18 protein-coding genes are annotated in these 16,461 nt (G+C 68.9%); 10 read left to right on the top strand and 8 right to left on the bottom strand.

Annotated elements, in window-relative coordinates; all coding sequences use genetic code 11:
• The first annotated feature begins 353 nt into the window (after positions 1–353).
• The 4 genes from ACWEVO_RS05145 (at position 354) to ACWEVO_RS05160 (ending at position 3,181) form a co-directional block, all read left to right on the top strand.
• On the top strand, positions 354–728 hold the full coding sequence (locus ACWEVO_RS05145; protein WP_452306296.1) for an ArsR/SmtB family transcription factor: 375 nt from the start codon (positions 354–356) through the stop codon (positions 726–728).
• Complete coding sequence (locus tag ACWEVO_RS05150) at positions 725–1,231, top strand: SRPBCC family protein (protein WP_452306297.1); 507 nt, start codon at positions 725–727, stop codon at positions 1,229–1,231. The genes ACWEVO_RS05145 and ACWEVO_RS05150 overlap by 4 nt, the downstream gene beginning before the upstream one ends.
• Positions 1,219–1,782: a dihydrofolate reductase family protein gene (locus tag ACWEVO_RS05155; RefSeq protein WP_452306298.1), complete on the top strand. Its 564-nt coding sequence runs from the start codon at positions 1,219–1,221 to the stop codon at positions 1,780–1,782. The genes ACWEVO_RS05150 and ACWEVO_RS05155 overlap by 13 nt, the downstream gene beginning before the upstream one ends.
• Positions 1,783–2,194: 412 nt before the next feature.
• Entirely contained in the window at positions 2,195–3,181 is a 987-nt protein-coding gene (locus ACWEVO_RS05160) for a serine hydrolase domain-containing protein (protein ID WP_452306299.1), read from the top strand.
• A gap of 311 nt (positions 3,182–3,492) precedes the next feature.
• On the opposite strand, the gene ACWEVO_RS05165 is transcribed toward ACWEVO_RS05160, so the two are convergent.
• On the bottom strand, positions 3,493–4,326 hold the full coding sequence (locus ACWEVO_RS05165) for a hypothetical protein (RefSeq protein ID WP_452306300.1): 834 nt from the start codon (positions 4,324–4,326) through the stop codon (positions 3,493–3,495).
• A 297-nt stretch (positions 4,327–4,623) separates the two neighbouring features.
• Between ACWEVO_RS05165 and ACWEVO_RS05170 the strand changes: the two genes are divergently transcribed.
• The 3 genes from ACWEVO_RS05170 to ACWEVO_RS05180 all read left to right on the top strand — a co-directional run bounded on the left by ACWEVO_RS05170 (position 4,624) and on the right by ACWEVO_RS05180 (position 6,824).
• Positions 4,624–5,322: a dihydrofolate reductase family protein gene (locus tag ACWEVO_RS05170; protein ID WP_452306301.1), complete on the top strand. Its 699-nt coding sequence runs from the start codon at positions 4,624–4,626 to the stop codon at positions 5,320–5,322.
• 52 nt (positions 5,323–5,374) lie between these two features.
• On the top strand, positions 5,375–5,698 hold the full coding sequence (locus ACWEVO_RS05175; protein ID WP_452306302.1) for a YciI family protein: 324 nt from the start codon (positions 5,375–5,377) through the stop codon (positions 5,696–5,698).
• 628 nt (positions 5,699–6,326) lie between these two features.
• Positions 6,327–6,824, top strand: a complete 498-nt coding sequence (locus ACWEVO_RS05180; RefSeq protein ID WP_452306303.1) for a hypothetical protein — start codon at positions 6,327–6,329, stop codon at positions 6,822–6,824.
• Between the two features lie 310 nt (positions 6,825–7,134).
• On the opposite strand, the gene ACWEVO_RS05185 is transcribed toward ACWEVO_RS05180, so the two are convergent.
• From ACWEVO_RS05185 to ACWEVO_RS05195, 3 genes are all read right to left on the bottom strand, one after another.
• The gene (locus ACWEVO_RS05185) at positions 7,135–7,869 is read right to left on the bottom strand and encodes a Stf0 family sulfotransferase (RefSeq protein ID WP_452306304.1); all 735 of its coding nucleotides are present in this window, start codon (positions 7,867–7,869) and stop codon (positions 7,135–7,137) included.
• Positions 7,870–8,054: 185 nt separating this feature from the next.
• On the bottom strand, positions 8,055–9,299 hold the full coding sequence (locus ACWEVO_RS05190; RefSeq protein WP_452306305.1) for an RNA polymerase sigma factor: 1,245 nt from the start codon (positions 9,297–9,299) through the stop codon (positions 8,055–8,057).
• A complete protein-coding gene (locus ACWEVO_RS05195) occupies positions 9,296–9,658 on the bottom strand; it encodes a YciI family protein (protein ID WP_452306306.1) in 363 nt (120 codons plus the stop codon). Before ACWEVO_RS05195 ends, ACWEVO_RS05190 begins: the two co-directional genes overlap by 4 nt.
• 175 nt (positions 9,659–9,833) lie before the next feature.
• Here ACWEVO_RS05195 and ACWEVO_RS05200 point away from each other — a divergent pair, with 175 nt between their 5' ends.
• On the top strand, positions 9,834–10,283 hold the full coding sequence (locus ACWEVO_RS05200) for a DUF6069 family protein (protein ID WP_452306307.1): 450 nt from the start codon (positions 9,834–9,836) through the stop codon (positions 10,281–10,283).
• 176 nt (positions 10,284–10,459) lie between these two features.
• On the opposite strand, the gene ACWEVO_RS05205 is transcribed toward ACWEVO_RS05200, so the two are convergent.
• The gene (locus ACWEVO_RS05205; RefSeq protein ID WP_452306308.1) at positions 10,460–10,783 is read right to left on the bottom strand and encodes a hypothetical protein; all 324 of its coding nucleotides are present in this window, start codon (positions 10,781–10,783) and stop codon (positions 10,460–10,462) included.
• 423 nt (positions 10,784–11,206) lie between these two features.
• On the opposite strand from ACWEVO_RS05205, the gene ACWEVO_RS05210 reads away from it, so the two are divergent.
• Positions 11,207–11,656, top strand: coding sequence for a YcxB family protein (locus tag ACWEVO_RS05210; RefSeq protein WP_452306309.1), 450 nt, complete (start codon positions 11,207–11,209; stop codon positions 11,654–11,656).
• Positions 11,657–12,062: 406 nt separating this feature from the next.
• Here ACWEVO_RS05210 and ACWEVO_RS05215 read toward each other — a convergent pair whose 3' ends face one another.
• From ACWEVO_RS05215 to ACWEVO_RS05225, 3 genes are all read right to left on the bottom strand, one after another.
• A complete protein-coding gene (locus tag ACWEVO_RS05215) occupies positions 12,063–13,181 on the bottom strand; it encodes a winged helix DNA-binding domain-containing protein (protein ID WP_452306310.1) in 1,119 nt (372 codons plus the stop codon).
• A 58-nt stretch (positions 13,182–13,239) separates the two neighbouring features.
• A complete protein-coding gene (locus ACWEVO_RS05220; RefSeq protein WP_452306311.1) occupies positions 13,240–14,082 on the bottom strand; it encodes an NAD(P)H-binding protein in 843 nt (280 codons plus the stop codon).
• A gap of 62 nt (positions 14,083–14,144) precedes the next feature.
• Entirely contained in the window at positions 14,145–15,329 is a 1,185-nt protein-coding gene (locus tag ACWEVO_RS05225; protein WP_452306312.1) for an epoxide hydrolase family protein, read from the bottom strand.
• A gap of 63 nt (positions 15,330–15,392) precedes the next feature.
• Between ACWEVO_RS05225 and ACWEVO_RS05230 the strand changes: the two genes are divergently transcribed.
• Complete coding sequence (locus ACWEVO_RS05230) at positions 15,393–16,370, top strand: helix-turn-helix transcriptional regulator (protein ID WP_452306313.1); 978 nt, start codon at positions 15,393–15,395, stop codon at positions 16,368–16,370.
• Positions 16,371–16,461: the final 91 nt, after the last annotated feature.

Below are 16,461 nucleotides of genomic sequence, written 5' to 3' on the forward strand. Positions count from 1 at the left end.
GCGGATCGACGCCCTCACCGACGAACTGGCGGCGCCGGCGTACGACGTGCTCACCGCCGACGAGCTCGACGAGCTGATCGCGGGGCTCGAGCCGATCGCTGCCGCGGCACAGGAAGTCGACGACTGAGCGGGCGCATCAGGCGACGGCCACGAGATCAGACGGTTGCAGCGCGCGGTCACTCGCGGGCGCTGTCCGGCAGCGAGCGCACCGCGGCAGCAGCCGACACCGTCTCTCCGCAGGTTGTTCGGCTGCACGTCAGCGCTGGTGGCAAGACGGAGCCGGCCCGAGCCGTTGACAGCATCACTCGCGTGTCAATACGCTTAACGTGTTGGTTAAGTGAAGGGAGCTTCCGATGGCTGGCACCGATCAGCTCAGCGCGGTGTTCTCGGCGCTCGCCGACCCGACTCGACGGGCGATCATCGCGGAGCTGGCCGCGCGCGATGCCACGGTCACAGAGCTCACCGCTCCTCTGTCCATCTCGATGCCGGCGGTGTCACGGCACCTGAAGGTGCTCGAGCGCGCCGCGCTCATCTCGCGGTCGCGGTCGGGCAAGTGGCGCGCGAGCCACCTCGAAGCTGCCCCGCTACGCGAGGCGGCCGACTGGATCGAGCGCTACCGGCGGTTCTGGGACTCGTCCCTCACCCGCCTCGATGCCCACCTCGCCGCGGTGCAGGCCGCCGGACCGGCAACGGACCGGATGACCGACGACCCCAGGGAACTCGAATGAACACCGAAACTCCGCAGCTCGTCATTTCCCGCGTGTTCGACGCGCCGCGGGAGCTCGTATACCGAGCCTTCACCGATCCCGACCAGCTGGCGGCGTGGTGGGGCCCCACCGGCAACTCACTACCACGCGACAAGATCGAGTTCGACGTACGCCCCGGCGGCTATCAACGGTGGACAGAGGTCAACGCAGCCAAACCGGAGCTTCGCGTGCACGTCCATGTCGACCTCACCCACGTCGCCAACGGCGAACTGCTCGAAGGCGTCATGCACGTCAGTGGCCGGCTGCAGGAGGGCATCGAGCCGTTCGAGACGAGACTCCGCATCGAGTTCCACGACGAGGCCGACGGACGGACGCGACTGGAGATCCGCCAGTGGCTCCCCGAACACCTGGCGCACCCCAGCGAGGAGGGTTGGCGCCAAGCGTTCACCAAGCTGGACGCCACGCTGATAAATGTCCAGGCTGTTGCAGCTGATCATCGAGAGGTAGAGGCATGGCCAAGCTGATCTACGTGACGAATGTGTCGCTTGACGGCTACATCGAGGACGAACGCGGCGAGTTCGCCTGGTTCCCAATCGACGACGAGGTATTCGCGTTCACCACCGACATCCTGCGGTCTGTGGGCATGTTCCTCTACGGGCGGCGCCTGTACGAAGCGATGGCCCACTGGGAGACCGACCGAGCTCTGGCCGCCCAGTCCGACCTCACGGCCGATTTCGCGAGCACCTGGCAGGCGGCGAACAAAGTCGTCTACTCCACGAGTCTTCCCGCGGTGTCAACTGCCGGCACCCGAATCGAACGCCGTTTCGACCCCGCCGCGGTACACGAACTGAAGGCCACGGCCAGCAGTGATCTCACCGTAGGAGGTGCCAACCTCGCGACGCAGGCTTTCAAGGCCGGGCTGGTCGACGAGTGCCAGCTGTTCATCCTGCCCATCGTCGTCGGCGGGGGCAAGCCAGGGCTGCCGACCGGCATGCGCGCTGGCCTTGAGCTCCTCGATGAGCGCCGATTCCGAAACGGCGTCGTACACCTCCGCTACCGCGTTCTCGGACAGTGAGCGGCAGCACTGTCCGATCGCTGGTCGACCGTGCCCGACGCAACCGCTCATCGGCACAACCATGCGGCGCGACCCGTCGGGCGAAGGTGAGAGAACCTAGCGCCCGGTCGGCGGCAGATACGGATGTGTGCGGCAGCACGCGTTAGACGTAGCGGGTTGTGCTGCTCGTACTCGGCACCCCACACAACGTCGACAGCAACCTCATCGAAGGTGCGGTAAGCACAATGGTCCAGAAATTCTGGACGTGGACGTCGAGGCCCTGCGCCGAGAGTTGGCCGCCTCTCACGACTGTTGCGGCGTGCGGCTGGGGCAGATCGGAAGTTGCCCTCCGAATAGGGTCGCTCCGGAAGCGGAAATTCCGCTATAACGAGCATGCTGTTCCGCTGGCCGACATCGCCCCCTCGGAGTGCCCATGACGACGCCGTTGCGGGACCGTCTCGACGAAATACTCCAGGCTGGCAAGGCCGGCGGTTTGCACGCCGTCGCGGCGGTTCGCGCTGGTCAAACCGTGCTGGAGTACTACAGGGCCGGCGAGGACTTCGCCTGGGGTGACTCGCTCGGCGTCGTCGAGTTCGGGCCCGGGGTCCTACACGACATCCGGTCCGTCACCAAGAGCGTGACCGTGCTGTTGTACGGCATTGCGCTCGGCGAAGGGCTGGTCCCGCCGCCGGCGGAGTCGCTCCTGCAGCGGTTCCCGCAGTACCCCGACCTGGCGGCCGACCCCCGGCGTGCCCGGCTCACCGTCGAGCACGCGCTGACAATGTCGTTGGGCGTGGAGTGGCGCGAAGATCTCCCGTACACCAGCCCGGCCAACGCCGAGATCGCGATGGAGTTGGCGCCGGACCGATACCGGTACATCCTGGAGCGGCCCATCCTCGAGCCGCCCGGCACCCGATGGACCTACTGCGGTGGTGCCACGGCTCTGCTCGGGCGACTGATCGCCGACGGCACCGGGCAGTCGCTGCCGCAGTACGCGCAGGCCGTGCTGTTCGCGCCGTTAGGCATCAGCAGCTTCGAGTGGATGACCGGCGCGGACGGAGTGGCCTCCGCCGCGTCCGGGCTGCGACTCGCGCCCCGCGACCTGGCCCGGCTCGGCGAGCTGGTGCTGGCCGAGGGAACCTGGGACGGTCAGCGGATCGTCCCCGCCGACTGGATCCGCACGATGCTCCAGCCGCGCCTGCAGACCACCTGGAACGCGCAGTACGGCTACCAGTGGTACATCGAATCCATCGAGGACCATCGGCTCGTGGCCGGCATGGGCAACGGCGGCCAGCGCCTATTTGTCCTGCCCGACCTGGACCTCACCGTGGCCGTCACCGCTGGCAACTACGACGACCCCGACCAGTGGCGGACCCCGCTCACGGTGCTGCAACGGGTCATCCTTCCCGCAATGGCTTGACGACACCGCGCCCACGGATCAGCCCACCGGCAGGGCACACATCTGCTCCGGACGTCACCTCGCGCATGCGGTTCGGACAGTTTTTGCGTTGCCGGGAAGGCGCCCGAGTCACGGCACACGATCGACATCCGATCATCGGCAATTCAGGATGCCCGCCCGCTCGGAGGCCAGCTCCCGGCCGTGACCGCTCGCGATCAACCAGCAGGCACGGACGGTGGCAGAAGCCGGCACCGCCGCATCACATGCGTCCGATCTTCGCGGCATTGGCAGCATGCACGCTTTGCTTGATCGACCCCCGTCTCGAGGTGGGATCAGCCACTCAGTGTTACCGGAACGGGGATCCCCGCTGGGTCGGCGTTCCGCGTAGTCGCCGGTGTGGCACCGTCCCGGCCGGCGCCAGGACCTGCGCTTCGGACGGCGGCGAGTGCGCCAAAGGCGATGCCCCAGGCCACGCTCAGCGCCGACCAGACCGGCCCGAACCCGCCAGGCGTGCCAGGCCAGGCGAGGCAGACGAGACCGAGGTAGGCGGCCACAAGCCCGACCCCGACCCCGACAAACCGCCGGCCCCGCACCCAACAAGATGCCGTCCCACTGAGCACTACGAGGGCGAGGGCCGCCGCACCCTGCACGGCGTAGTGGTCGATGCCGATAGTGACGTCTTCGGGCGGTCCCACCCGGTTCGCCGCACACATCCTGTGGGCGTACGACAGCCAGGGCAGCGCGGCGAACCCGGCCAGGACGGCCAGCGGCCGGTCCACCCGGACACCGCCGGTCGTGAACTGCTCGCGCCCGGGCGCGAACGCCACGACGAGCGCCTCCCCGGCCACGGCCAGGGCGACGAGCATCAAGGCCCATTCGAGCGACGCGGCGGCGGAGACCGCGAGGACCGCCGCGACGCACAGCAACTGCACCACGGCCGGGGTCGACCGCCGGGGCCACGCGGCGATCCGGACGAAGGCGGCGGCGACGAACACGGTGAACAGCAGTCCCCAGCCGGCCTCCAGCGCCACGGCCCAGGCCGGGTTCCACGTCACCGCGAGGTCGGGCAGGCCGAAGCCGGGAAAGACCAGCCAGGTCAGCGCGAAGACTACTGCCGCGACCCGGACGCCGGCTGTCCGGACGGCCGTACGGGATGCACGACCCACCGCCCACCTCTCTCTCGGACACCCGCGTCAGGTTGGCGGAAAACCGGGGCCAAAGGTCAAGTTTGCCGGCAACCCGACACCGCTTGATGTCCACCCGTGCCGCAGCCAGCGAGTCGCGGTCTTGGTCGGTGCATCCGCGTAGGGAAACTCGCAGGTCGGATGCGGTATGGACGCGAGTCTGGCCACGGCCCAGGAGGGCGCGCGGCGCGCACTTGAGGAGGGGAGTGCGGTCGCCGCGAAGCTGTCGTGCGGTGGGATCGCTGATGACGGGCGTACCGGCAGTTGCTCAAAGAGATCTTGGAGCCGCTGTCGGATCCGGGCGGTGGTGTTCGTAGCAGGGGTGGGGCCGCCCACGAGGGGCGGCGGCAAGGCAAAGGAACCGCGATCATGAAGCTGACGACCATGACCCAGGTCACCCTCGATGGAGTGATGCAGGGCAACGGCGCCGCGTCGGATGACCGCAGGAACGGATTCGAGCGCGGCGGATGGGCCCGGGGGCGCGGTGACGACGAGACCAGGACGTTCATCACGCAGACCTACCAGCGCGCCGAGGCGTTCCTGTTCGGTCGGCGCACCTACGAGTTGTTCGCCGGCTCCTGGGGATCAGTCGACCAGATGCGCGCGCATCCCATCGGCGTGGCCTTGAACGAGGCCCCCAAGTACGTTGCCTCGAGCACGCTCATCGAGCCGGGTTGGGAGGACACGACGGTTCTCCGCGGTGACCTCGCGGCGGCCATCCATGAGCTGAAGGCCAAGCCCGGGGGCGAGCTGCAGGTGCACGGCAGTGGCGCCCTGACCCGGTGGCTGCTGGAGAACGATCTGGTCGACCAGATGACTCTGATCGTGATCCCGGTGATCCTCGGCCAGGGCGCGAGACTGTTCCCGGAGACCGGCCCGGATCTTGCGCTCGACCTGGTCGAGTCGCGGGTCGACTCGAAGGGCGTGACGATCCAGGTCTACCGGCCGGCCGGGCGCCCGCACTATGTAGCGGCCTGAGATCCCTGACCACCGAAGCATGCTGTCTGACACCACAGGAGATGATCTTCAAATGCAGTACCTGGTTTCCGTGATCGATGACAAGAGCGATCCCGGCAGCACGGACAGGCGGCCTGCCATCAGCGCCTTCAACGAACGACTGATCGCCGAGGGCTACTGGGTTTTCGCGGGCGGACTCGCGGACACCGACGCGGCCACGGTCATCGACGCCCGGGGCGAGCAGGCGGTGTTCACCGACGGGCCTTTCGTGGAGTCGAAGGAATACCTCGCGGGTGTCTGGGTGTGGGAGGTCCCCGATCTGGATGTGGCGCTCAAACTCGCCGCCGAGGCGTCGAAGGTCTGCGACCGGAAGATCGAGGTGCGGCCGTTCCATTGATCTCGAGGAGGCGACCAACCGGGCCCACCACGAGCAGTGGGCCCAGTGCCGCTCCATGGTCGGTGTGGATCAGATCGTGTGCAGCCAGCCGAGGGCCTTCATGGTGGGGGGCTGGTCGCCTTGACGCCGGCGTCGGAGGCGGTCCGGAGCGCTGCATCGACGACCAGTGACCGGCGGATGGGCGTCAGATCACCGGGCCGCGCCGTGGCCAGCGGGTGGTCGACGGCGCCGACCAGCATGAACCTGTCGTCGTCGACCCGCAGAGCCAGCGCGACGTTGCTCGGCAGACCGGGGGCGGCCCGCGCCGTTCCGGCCGTTCAACACACCGGGGCGGCTCACGGCGCCCGTGCCGTAGACGGTCAGTGGGACCACGACCAGGCGTTCAGCCAGCCAGCAGGGGAAGGCATGCCGGTCGAACTCCGCCTACGGCAGGGCCCGCGATCCGAGCGGAAGTCGAGACTTGGGGCGACGCCGCTGGCGGCCGTCCGACTGGCGCTGCTTCCGGTCGTGGTCCTACGACAGTTCTGCGTCGCGCGGGGTTCCCAAGCCGAGGCAGACCCAGCCTGGAAGACTGCGGCCATGCACCAAGCCACGACGTGCGCCCGCGTAGCAAGCCGGAGGAAGCACGGTGAATGACGACGAGCTCGCGGCCTCCTTGGCGGCACACCTGGGCCGGCTCACCTTCGTCGACCGGTCGACCGACGAGGTCACCGCGCTGCTCGTCGACGCGGTCGCCGCCTGGGGCGAAGCCCAAGGCTTCCGGGTGTACCGACGTGCCGCGAGTGTCGTCCCGCTGCCCGCCCCGTACCAGGACCGGCACTCGGTCGTGGACGTCGCGTGCGCACGTCCCGCCGGTCGTCCCGTCGTGATCGAGGTGGACCGCACCGATCGCCGGCGCACCGTGGAAAAGCTGCTCGCCGAGGCCGACGCCGGCCGGGTTGCGCTGTGGGTGCGCTGGGGGCCGGGACCGTTCACCCCACCACCGGCGCCCATCCGGCTGGTCACCTGCGAGGTCGCCGTGCGCCACCATCGGCACTCGCGACTGCCGAGCCGTCCAGCGCCACATCACTCACCGCCGGCCAGCACGGCGGTCGAGGCGGTCGAGCTGCCGCTGATCGCAGACTGAGCGCTACTCGCCCGTGGCGGGATCACACCCCAGACACCGAACGGCGCTCGCTGGCCCCGCTGCCGCTGTCGGTACCGGCAGGCCACGGCGATCGGAGATTCCGGTGACGGTTCTGAGGACCGTCCGCGACGTCTGCGAAGGACGGGAGCATAAGCTCTGGGCGATCGACGACCGCGAGCGGTCATCTCACCTTGCGTAGCGCGCGGATCGCGGCAGATCCGGATGCCGCAGCGCATGCGTCTGCGGCATGGGCGGACGCACTCCGTTCTCTCGGCTAGTGAGCCGACAAGCACCCAGCTGGATCGGACCGTCAGCGAGACTTGAACCTCGAGGTCCAATCGGCGTTGACCTGGTCGGCCTGCCGATGGTGTCGGACGATCAGCTGCCGGCCGTGTGGAACCGTTAGGCCGAGGTAGTCGAGCACCCCTTGTGCAGCGGACCGTGCATCCGCCGCCAGCTCCTCGTACGTCACCTCGTGAGGCACGATGCCGTGACCGTCGAACCAGGTCGCCCAGTCCGCCTCGGCACTCTCGATCGTGGCGACGAGCTGGCCGATGAGCACCTCGTCGTATCGAGGATCTTGGCCTCCCGGAGCGACGGCCTCATGGGGATGCCAGAAGTGGGTCTGCAGTGCCTTCGCCCACGACACGGCCTGTGCGATGACATCGCGTCGCCGCAAGTGGACGAATCGAAGTCGACCGAACTGAGCGATCAACAGGTCCAGGTCAGTGTCCGCTGGTCTTGGTGCGGAGGCAGCAAGACCAGCGATCAGCTCCGGCATCGTCTCTGCCATGAGCCGCCCACCGAAGACATTGTTCGAAGTTCTACCGACCGTCAGCGCCGCCCGCACGAACCCTTCGTCGATCCGTCCATCACGCGGTCGGGCGATGTGCCAGGCATCGGCGTACGCAGTCAGCGTCTTTCGATTGAAGTAGGAGGCTGGGTGGCCAGCGACCCCGGACGACTCCAGTAGACCGCACAGCAAGGTACTTCCCGTGCGTGGCGTCGCGCAGATCAGGTAAGAGTCGACCTCCAGGCGTCCCACAGCGGCAGACACTAAGCACGCGCGGATCTAGAGCAAACCGAATTTCCGAACGCCGGCGCCCGCGCAGCGCACGCTCTGCGGCCAGATGCGGATGTTCTTGAGCGGATCGAGCTCCGCAGTTTCTGAGCAGGCTATCGACGCAAGGCTGAGCGGCCTCAGTTGCTCACTCTGAGTGTGGGATGCCGTTATGATCCGAGTCGCGTGGCGCGAGTGGTGAGGTGGCGGCGCTCTGGCAGGCTGGTGGCGCGTCGGGCGGCCTCGCGGTAGTCGGCTGCGGCGGCGGTGTGCTCGCCTGCCAGTTCGAGCAGATGGGCGCGGGTCGCGAGGAGGCGGTGGTGGTGCACCATCCGGTTGTCGGATTCCAGCGCTGCCAGCAGATCCAGCCCTGCTGACGGGCCGTGCACCATGGCGACGGCGACTGCACGGTTGAGCGTGACCATCGGACCCGGCGCCAGCTGCTCCAGCAGTTCGTACAGGGCGAGGATCTGCGGCCAGTCGGTCGCGTCCATGTGCTCGGCCTCGTCGTGGACCGCGGCGATGGCCGCCTGCACCTGGTACGGGCCGACTGGGCCCCTGGCCAGCGCCTCGGTAACGAGTGCGACCCCGTCGCCGATGAGCTTGGGGTCCCAGGTGCTGCGATCCTGCTCGGCAAGCGGCACCAACGCCCCGTCCGGTGTCGTACGGGCGGGTCGCCGCGCCTCGGTGAGCAGCATCAGGGCCAGCAGCCCGGCCACCTCACTGTCGTCGGGGAGCAGCCGTCGCAGCCAGGTGGTGAGCCGGATCGCCTCGTCGGACAGCTGAGGTGCGGTGAGGTCCGGGCCGGTGGTAGCGGCGTAGCCCTCGTTGAAGAGCAGGTACAGAACGTGCAGCACGGCGCGCAGTCGCTCGGCGCGTTCCGGTCCTTCGGGCATCGCGAAGGTCATACCGCTGATTCTGATGCTTTGTTTTGCTCTGCTGATGCGTTGTGCCATGGTCGCCTCCGGGACCAGGAACGCGGCAGCGATCTGCGCGGTGGTGAGGCCGCCGACCGCGCGCAAGGTCAGCGCGATCTGGCTGGGCGGCGACAGCGCCGGGTGGCAGCACAGGAACAGCACGGTTAGTGAGTCGTCGCGGTCGGCGCCCCGATCGGCGTCCGCCGGCCGGCCCAGCAGTTCCGATTGCGGGGTTGCGGCGACGATCGCGTCCTCGCGCCGCCGCCGGGCTTGGTGGCTGCGCATCTCGTCGAGCAACCGGTGGGAAGCAACGGTGACCAGCCAGCCGCGGGGGTTGTCCGGAATGCCTTCGGCGGGCCACCGCATCGCGGCCCGAAGAAGCGCCTCCTGCGTCGCGTCCTCGCACGTGTCGAACCGCCCGTACCGGCGAACCAACGCGCCGAGGACCTGCGGCGCCAGTTCGTGCAGCAGGTCCTCGACGCCTCGGTCAGGAATCACAGGTCGGCGGCCGCCTCGTGCAGGACTGGCCACACCTCGACGGGCTCGACGTCCGCCCACGGCATGTTCGCGGCGATCTCGTACGCCCGCTGCTCGTTCTCGCAGTCCAGTAGATAGAAGCTGGCGAGGTACTCCTTCGTCTCCAGGTATGGCCCGTCGGTGATCGCCGGAGCGCCGTCCTTGCGCCGCACCAGCCGCGCCGCCGCGGCGTCGGCCAGGCCGTACGCGCCCAGCAGTTCGCCCGTACCCTGGTACTTCTTATTGAACGCGTCCTGCTTGGCGATCTCCTCCGGCCAGGTCTCAGCCGGGATCGAGCTCCACTTCTCCTGGTTGCCATAGATCAGCAGCATGTACTTCATCAAGGTCGTCCTTCCGGTCCGCGCACCGTGCCGGCGCGCTGTCACTCCCCGAACGGAGCCGGCACGCCACCCTCGACATCCTTACCCGAAAAAAACTTCTGCGCCGGCGATGTCGGGACCAGCGCCACCGCTCCGTCCATCTGGCGAAGGCAAACCAGACCGAGGGAGAACCATCATGGGTACCACGACAGTCCCGTCCACCGACGTCCTCGCCACTAGGCCGGTGTGGCTGGTCAGCGTGCTGGCCGGACTGGCCGCAGCCATCGCGACCGAACTCTACGGCCTGGCTGCCCGTGCAGCAGGTGTACCGATGGAGGCGGGCAACATCGCGGCCTCCGTCTCCGGGCCGATCACCATCGGCATGTTCGTCGCGGGCACGGCGACCTGCGTGTTCTGGGGCACGGTCCTCGCGGTACTTCTCGCCCGTGGCGCCCGCCATCCGGCGCGCACCTACCTATGGACCACCATCGCACTAACTGCGGTGTCCATGGCCAGGCCATACCTCGCCGGTGCCACTGCGACCTCGACCAAGCTGATGCTCGCCCTGGCACACATCGTCGCTGCGGCGATCGTCATACCCGTCGTCACCCGCCGGCTCAGTCACGCCCCCGGCCGGGGTCAATAGCCGCTGAAACGCTGGTCGACCCAGCCGACACGGCAACTGGACTGAGATGAGATTCTGCGGCCGCCGCCGGCAGACACGGAACCGTATCGAACGTCCGCTCATCGGCATGACAGCGCATGGCACCAGGCGCTACCAACGCGCGGACAGCGGCAGAAGCGGACGTTCGGTCAGCGACCTCAACGGCACGCCGTGAGGGGCACGAGGACCAGGACGGCAACGCCAAGAGCGGTGGCGCCGACAGCCCACCACCAGAAGAATCCCGAAAAGACCGAGGCGATCAAGAGCCCCATGCCGAGGCCGGCCAGCAGGCCGAGTCCGAACAAGGCCCGTGGGGGCAGGGCGAGGGACGGCAGGCGCCATACCACGAGCACTTCCAGCCAGGTACCGCCCAACGCCAGCAGTGCCGCGCCGACCCCGTCTACGGCGGATAGTCCGTGACCTTCGCTGATCCGCACGAGGACTCGGCCCTCGTCACCGGCGGGGACGAAGAGGATGAGCACGCCGACGACGATGAGCAGAGCGGTGACTGCTACCTGGGTTCGTGGCGCACCCCCGACATCGTGAGACATCGCTCCAGTCTCCGTCATCCGCCATGGTCTCGGCAGGAGCCGAATCGCCGAACATCGAAAAGGCCTGCGGTAATCGCCGCGTCGTGAGCCCGCCTTCCTCGCCCGACCCGGCGCGATCCCCGGCACCGACCAGCGGCAGATCCGGAACTGAGTAGCCGTAGTAGGGCCAGGAAGGCTATCCGCTGCGCGGGTGCAACCCAGATGCCGGATAGCTGTCTGCCGTGGTGGACCATGGTCCTTCACTCGGCAGGTTCCCGACGCTTCGGACGGCCATCGCCGTCACGCTGGGCGACGCGCGACTTGCGGCGATGCCGTGCCATACTGCGGCGCGTGCACGCAACCGGGGAAGTGCAGATGACGTACGGCCTGCTACGGCGGATGAGCCAAGACGCACAGGGCCGCCGGCAACGCGTCATACGGACGCTCCTGCTCGCCCTCGCGGCACTGACTGTGCTGCTCACGACACTGACCGGGTTCAACGGGCGGCTGCTCTACCTCGTGCTGGTGTTGTGTGCCGCGTTCGCCGTGACCGAACTCCTTCCGGTACTGAGTTGGTTGCTGCAGCGCAGCCTCTTCGTCGAGCCGTTCCGGTACGAGATGAGCACGTCGGGCGTCCACATCCAGACCGCGAGCAGCCAAACACAAATCGACTGGTCCGGCATCACCCGGATTCGGCGGGGACGCCACACCTGGCTGCTGAAGTACGGCATGAGCCAAATCCCGGTGCCGCGGGCGGCGTTCTCGTCCGAGGATCAACGGATCGTGGATGACTTCGTTGTCAGGCGCCCCGAGTTCGCCGGGTGACCGGCCCCAACGCGACCAGCCCGAGCAGCGCGACCGCCGAGGTGCAGCACGTCGACAGCGTCCCCGCGCGCAGCAGCCGACAGCTCGGCTACGGCCATTAACGCGTACGGTACATGCGCAAGCACGGATTGCGGCAGATGTGCGCACGTGATCTTGGCTGACCGGCGCGCTCAGGGGCAGGAGCGGTGCAGTCCGCTTCGACCTGCACGGGAGCAGTGACCTTTGGCGACCCGAGACGTCGGCGCGTCGGCAGGGCGTGTGTCCATACGTACCAGCGGGAGACTGCGACCGACGTACGGACGGTGAGGGAAGGTGCCGGCGGCGCACACCCGCTCGGCTATGAGCGGGCGTCGGTGGAAGGCGCGCATGAGCACGGCTGATCAGTGCTGATCGGTTTCCTCGCCGGTCACCTTGTCCTCGAGCCGACGGACGGGGCCGTGCCGTCGCGGAGGTCGTGGGCGACGCCGGGCGCGGCGAACTCCAGCAGTCGGGCGCCTTCGGTCTCGATCTCGGCGCGCTCGGTGGCGGTCAAGGGCCGGAACGGGTCGATCTCCAGAGTCGCTGACGCCTTGCCCGGATGGAGCTTCCAGGCGCCCGTCACCTGCCCGTCCACCAGGAAGGTGGCGCGCATCCCGTTGCGCGTCATGACCCGCTTGCGGGCCTCCTCCGAGATCACGCGGGTGCGGTCGGTGTGGGAGGCCAGGAGGTTGTCGTATTCGGGCAAGAAGCGAACCGGAGCGCAGGCGTCGGCGTCGGGGCGTGGCGCATCAGGCAGGTCGAACAGCTCCACCCCGTGCTCGTCACGGAAGACCGCCAGCCGCGGCCGCAGCCTCTCCAGGACGGGACGCAGCCGGGTTCGGCCGGCCCACGTCTGCACGTCGGTGACCGAGGCCGGGCCGAACGCGGCGAGGTAGCGCAGCACGATCTGTTCGGAATCGGCGGCGGGGGCGGGCTCGGCTCCGGTCCAGCCGGCCGCCGTCGCGTACCGGGTGGTGCCGCCGACGCCCCAGATGGCGCGTGGCGGCACCTGCACCACCGGCACCAGGTTCCGCACTACGGTGGCGAGCGCGCGGGGCTCGCGATCGGGCCACCGCTGGTGCAGCGCCGCCCCGAGTTCCTTGGGGGTGAGGTGTCGTGCGCCGAGCAGCGCCCGGCCCGACTCCGCCACGGTCGCACGGTCCAGACCGGTCAGGATCGTCTTGAACGCGGTATCCAGCTCACAGTCGAGCGCGGGCTGCGCCCATGGCCGCAACGAGCGGTAGTCCGCCGTGGTGACCAGGTGGACGGTGCTGCGCATCAGCGCGACCCGCACCAGGCGGCGCTCGGTCAGCGCGTCCACGAGGTCGGCGGTGCCGAACTTCCGCAATCTGCTCCAGAGCCCGAAGTAGGGCGCGTACGGCGCCTGCGCCTGCATGCCGACCAGCCGGGTGACCGCCTCCTCGGCGGTCGCGTCGGCCCGTTCCAGCAGCATCTGACGGGCCAGCAGGGCGCGCCCCAACTCCCGTCGCCCCAGCACCTGTGCCACCGTGCCGTCCTTTCCGTCCAGATGGCAGGGGCGGCGGATGCCGCCCCTGCGTCGTTGATCAGCCGCCGAAGTCGGCCCGGTGATCCGCGGCCCACTCGACGTAGGTGCGGGCGGGGTGCCCGGTGATCTGCTCGATGACGTCGTTGACCGGTGCGGGCTTGCCGACCGCGTCAGCCATGAGAGCGAACAGCGCCGCCAGGAACTCGGGGTCCATGAACTGGCTCATCTGCTGCAGCACGGGCTCCGGGTCGAGGTCCTCGACGGTGAGCGGGCGCCCCAGCGTCTCGCCGAGGATGCGGACCTGTTGTGCCTGGGTCAGCGACTCGGGGCCGGTCAAATCGTAGGCCCGCCCCGCGTGCCCGCCGCCGATCAGGATCCGCGCGGCCACCTCGGCGACGTCCCTCTCGTGCACGGCGCTGAAGGCCGCTTCGGCGTACGGCGAGCGAATGACGTCACCGCCCTGGAGCTGCATCGCGAACGTCAACGAGTTGATGGCGGGGAACAGCAGCCGCAGGAACGTCCACTCGATCCCGGACGCCTCGATGGCCTGCTCGACATCTCGGTGGTACTGGGCGATCACGTCGGGCTGCCGCTCGGCGCCGGGGACGACCGCCCCCGAGGACAGGAACACCAGCCGACGCACCCCGGCCTGGCCCGCGGCCGCCAGCAGCGGAGCGACATCCATCCCGTACTGCAGAACCAGGAAGGCGGCCTCGACGCCAGCCAGCGCCGCCGGCAGCGTCTCGGGCTTGGTCAGATCGCCCAGGACGACGTCGACCTCCGCCGGGAGCCCGGCCTGCTCCGGGGTACGGGTCAGCGCCCGCACCGGCGCACCCGCGGCGACCAGTTCCTCTACCGTCTGACGTCCGAAGTGAGCCGTGGCACCGATGACGAGATACATGAGGGTTTCCTTTCGAGCGAATACATGGGGTCTGAGGGGGTCCGCCGACGATCGGCGGCGGATCAGTGAACCTTGCCGAAGAACTGCCGGATGTCGTGGACGAGCAGATCGGGCGCGTCGTGGGCGGCGAAGTGGCTGCCCCGGTCGTAGACGTTCCAGGAGAGGATGTTCTTGTGGTCGCGGTCGGCGAACGTCCGGATGGACTGGAAGTCCCAGGCGAAATTGGCCAGGCCGAGGGGCACGGTGGTCGGCTCGGGCACGGACGTGCCCCGGCCGTTCGACTTCTGTTGTGCGGGGGCCGCCGCCGCGTCCTCGCAGTAGAACCGGGCGGCTGAGGCTGCCGTGTTGGTCAGCCAGTAGATCGTCACGTTGGTGAGCACATAGTCCGGGTCGAGTGAAGCGCCGAGCAGCTGCGCGTGCCAGCCCAGCAGACCGGCCGGGGAGTCGGCCAGGGCGTGCGCCAGATTCTGCGGCTCGGTGGACTGGAGCTTGTCGTACGCGCCCCGGTTCTGGGTGAACCACTCGGCGAACGCGAGCTTGCCGCGCTCCTCCTTGGACAGACCAGCCAGCTCGGCGGGTTCGCCCGACGGGAAGGAGAAGACCTGCGTCACGTGCACGCCGCAGACGTGCTCAGGGTCGACCCGGCCCACCTCGGGCGAGATCAGCGATCCGCCGTCGTTGCCGACCGCGCCGTACCGGTCGTACCCGAGCCGGCGCATCAGCTCGGCCCAGGCCCGGGCTACCCGGTACCGGTCCCAGCCGCGCTCCCGGGTCGGCCCGGAGAAGCCGAAACCCGGCACCGACGGAATGACGAGGTGGAACGCGTCCGCCGGGTCGCCGCCATGGGCCCGCGGGTCGGTGAGCGGGCCGATCACGTCCAGCCATTCGACCACCGAGGTCGGCCAGCCGTGGGTCAGGATCAGCGGCGTCGCGTCCGGCTCCGGCGACCGCACGTGCAGGAAGTGGACGTCCTGGCCGTCGATCTCAGTGGTGAACTGCGGGTACGCGTTCAGCTTCGCCTCCCAGGCCCGCCAGTCGTAGCTGGTGCGCCACCGCTCGACCAACTGCTTGACGTAGCCCACCGGTACGCCGTACTCCCAACCGGGCGGCACCGGGCCGGCCGGCGCCGACTCGCCCGCGGGCAGTTCCTCCGCCCACCGGGTCCGAGCCAGCCGCTGCTGGAGATCGTCGAGGTCGACCTGGGGGATGTCGATGCGGAACGGGGCGACCGTGCTGTCGTTCGTCATGGTCATCAGCGTAGGAACGAATTAGGCAAACTCCGTTCCTAATGCTCTGACAGACTCCGAAGAATGTTGGAAACCTCCGCGCGGCTGCTGCGCCTGCTCTCGCTACTCCAGACGCCCCGCGAGTGGACCGGCGCCGAACTGGCCGAGCGGCTCTCGGTCAGCACCCGCACCGTCCGCAACGACGTGGAACGCCTGCGAAACCTCGGCTACCCGGTGCACGGCACCCGAGGCGCGGTAGGCGGCTACCGACTCGGCGCCGGCGCCGCACTGCCGCCCCTGCTGCTCGACGACGAGGAGGCAGTCGCGGTGGCGATCGGGCTCCGCACCGCCGCCGGGGGCACCATCACCGGGGTCGAGGAAACCTCGCTGCGCGCACTGGCCAAGCTGGAGCAGGTGCTGCCAGCCCGCCTCCGGCGTCGCGTCGACGCCCTCAAGCACTACGCCGTAGCGGTGCCGCGGGACGACCTGGGCCCGCGGGTGGACGCCGACACGCTGAGCGCCCTCGCCGCCGCCTGCCGGGACCACGAGCGCCTGCGATTCGACTACCGAAGCCACGACGGCTCCGAGAGTCGGCGCGAGGTGGAACCGTACCGGCTGGTCAACTGGGGACGACGGTGGTACCTCGTCGGGTTCGACGTCGAGCGGGCTGACTGGCGGACGTTCCGGGTGGACCGGCTCCACCCACGCACCCCAACAGGTCCCAGATTCACCCCCCGAGATCTCCCCGAGGAAGCCGTCGACCAGGTACGCCGGGGCGTGTCGTCGGCCGCCTGGCGGTACCAGGCCCGGGTCGTCGTGCACGCACCGGCCGAACAGCTCATCGAGCAAATCAACGCCGCCATCGGCACCATCACCCCCGTCGACGACACCCACTGTCTGCTGGACACCGGCGCGGACAGCATCGAGGCGCTCGCCGTCCACCTCGGCCTGCTCGGCGTCGACTTCACCGTGACGGAACCCGCGGAACTCGTCGAACTCGTGCGTACGCTCGCCGGCCGCTACCACCGCGCCACCACCAAACCGCGTCCGCAGGGCACCTAGGCCAGGGCCGCCTCGGACCGCCCGGCGCGACCCATCTTCACCATCAAGGTCGCACGGATTACCACAGACCGACAGGACGATCCGCACACCC

This window comes from Micromonospora sp. NPDC003776 (assembly GCF_053605645.1).

What these genes read in the sequence shown, in the direction of transcription:
- ACWEVO_RS05145 (WP_452306296.1), top strand. Translation starts at nt 354, where the DNA reads ATGGCTGGCACCGATCAGCTCAGCGCGGTGTTCTCGGCGCTCGCCGAC.
- ACWEVO_RS05150 (WP_452306297.1), top strand. Translation starts at nt 725, where the DNA reads ATGAACACCGAAACTCCGCAGCTCGTCATTTCCCGCGTGTTCGACGCG.
- ACWEVO_RS05155 (WP_452306298.1), top strand. Translation starts at nt 1,219, where the DNA reads ATGGCCAAGCTGATCTACGTGACGAATGTGTCGCTTGACGGCTACATC.
- ACWEVO_RS05160 (WP_452306299.1), top strand. Translation starts at nt 2,195, where the DNA reads ATGACGACGCCGTTGCGGGACCGTCTCGACGAAATACTCCAGGCTGGC.
- ACWEVO_RS05175 (WP_452306302.1), top strand. Translation starts at nt 5,375, where the DNA reads ATGCAGTACCTGGTTTCCGTGATCGATGACAAGAGCGATCCCGGCAGC.
- ACWEVO_RS05195 (WP_452306306.1), bottom strand. Translation starts at nt 9,658, where the DNA reads ATGAAGTACATGCTGCTGATCTATGGCAACCAGGAGAAGTGGAGCTCG.
- ACWEVO_RS05200 (WP_452306307.1), top strand. Translation starts at nt 9,834, where the DNA reads ATGGGTACCACGACAGTCCCGTCCACCGACGTCCTCGCCACTAGGCCG.
- ACWEVO_RS05210 (WP_452306309.1), top strand. Translation starts at nt 11,207, where the DNA reads ATGACGTACGGCCTGCTACGGCGGATGAGCCAAGACGCACAGGGCCGC.
- ACWEVO_RS05220 (WP_452306311.1), bottom strand. Translation starts at nt 14,082, where the DNA reads ATGTATCTCGTCATCGGTGCCACGGCTCACTTCGGACGTCAGACGGTA.
- ACWEVO_RS05225 (WP_452306312.1), bottom strand. Translation starts at nt 15,329, where the DNA reads ATGACGAACGACAGCACGGTCGCCCCGTTCCGCATCGACATCCCCCAG.
- ACWEVO_RS05230 (WP_452306313.1), top strand. Translation starts at nt 15,393, where the DNA reads ATGTTGGAAACCTCCGCGCGGCTGCTGCGCCTGCTCTCGCTACTCCAG.